Here is a 452-nt window from a genome sequence, read left to right as displayed (position 1 = left end):
TGGCTCCCGCCCCAAGTTGCAACAGCACCATAATTTGACCAGTAGGTCCGTATACGGCGACTACTGCTTGGATTGGGTCCTCTGGATAACTAGCAGCATGGTTGGCTAAAGCCGAGATCTCCCCGCAAGGACCACCGAGGAAATGGTGCGCGTTCAAACCGAGTACGTGTTTTCCTGATTTGGTAAGGAGCGCTGCGGCTACAGTGTGGTCTTCTCCGTCCTGAAAACGCTGTGCATGGGTGGTTGCTTTGGCCAGTAAATTTCGAAGTTCGTTGGTAATCACTCTTTAAGGGTAATAATTGCCAACGCGCTTTATCTATGTGAAGACAGAGATCGTGAACACCGGGGTTTCTGAGATGTACCAATCGCTTACAAAGCAAGACAGGACCATACGAGGACGTTGAGTGGATAGAGCGTCGAGTTTTAAGTTCAATGTTAGCTAAGGGCCTTAT

At 49.3% G+C, this 452-nt stretch carries 1 pseudogene; it reads right to left on the bottom strand.

The window, feature by feature from the left end:
• Positions 1-283: pseudogene (locus HMPREF2537_RS12320) on the bottom strand (CMP deaminase); the annotation flags it as partial.
• Positions 284-452: the final 169 nt, after the last annotated feature.

Source organism: Corynebacterium sp. HMSC074E01, assembly GCF_001808885.1.
Lineage (GTDB): Bacteria > Actinomycetota > Actinomycetes > Mycobacteriales > Mycobacteriaceae > Corynebacterium.
This window is presented reverse-complemented; position numbering and strand designations above follow the sequence as displayed.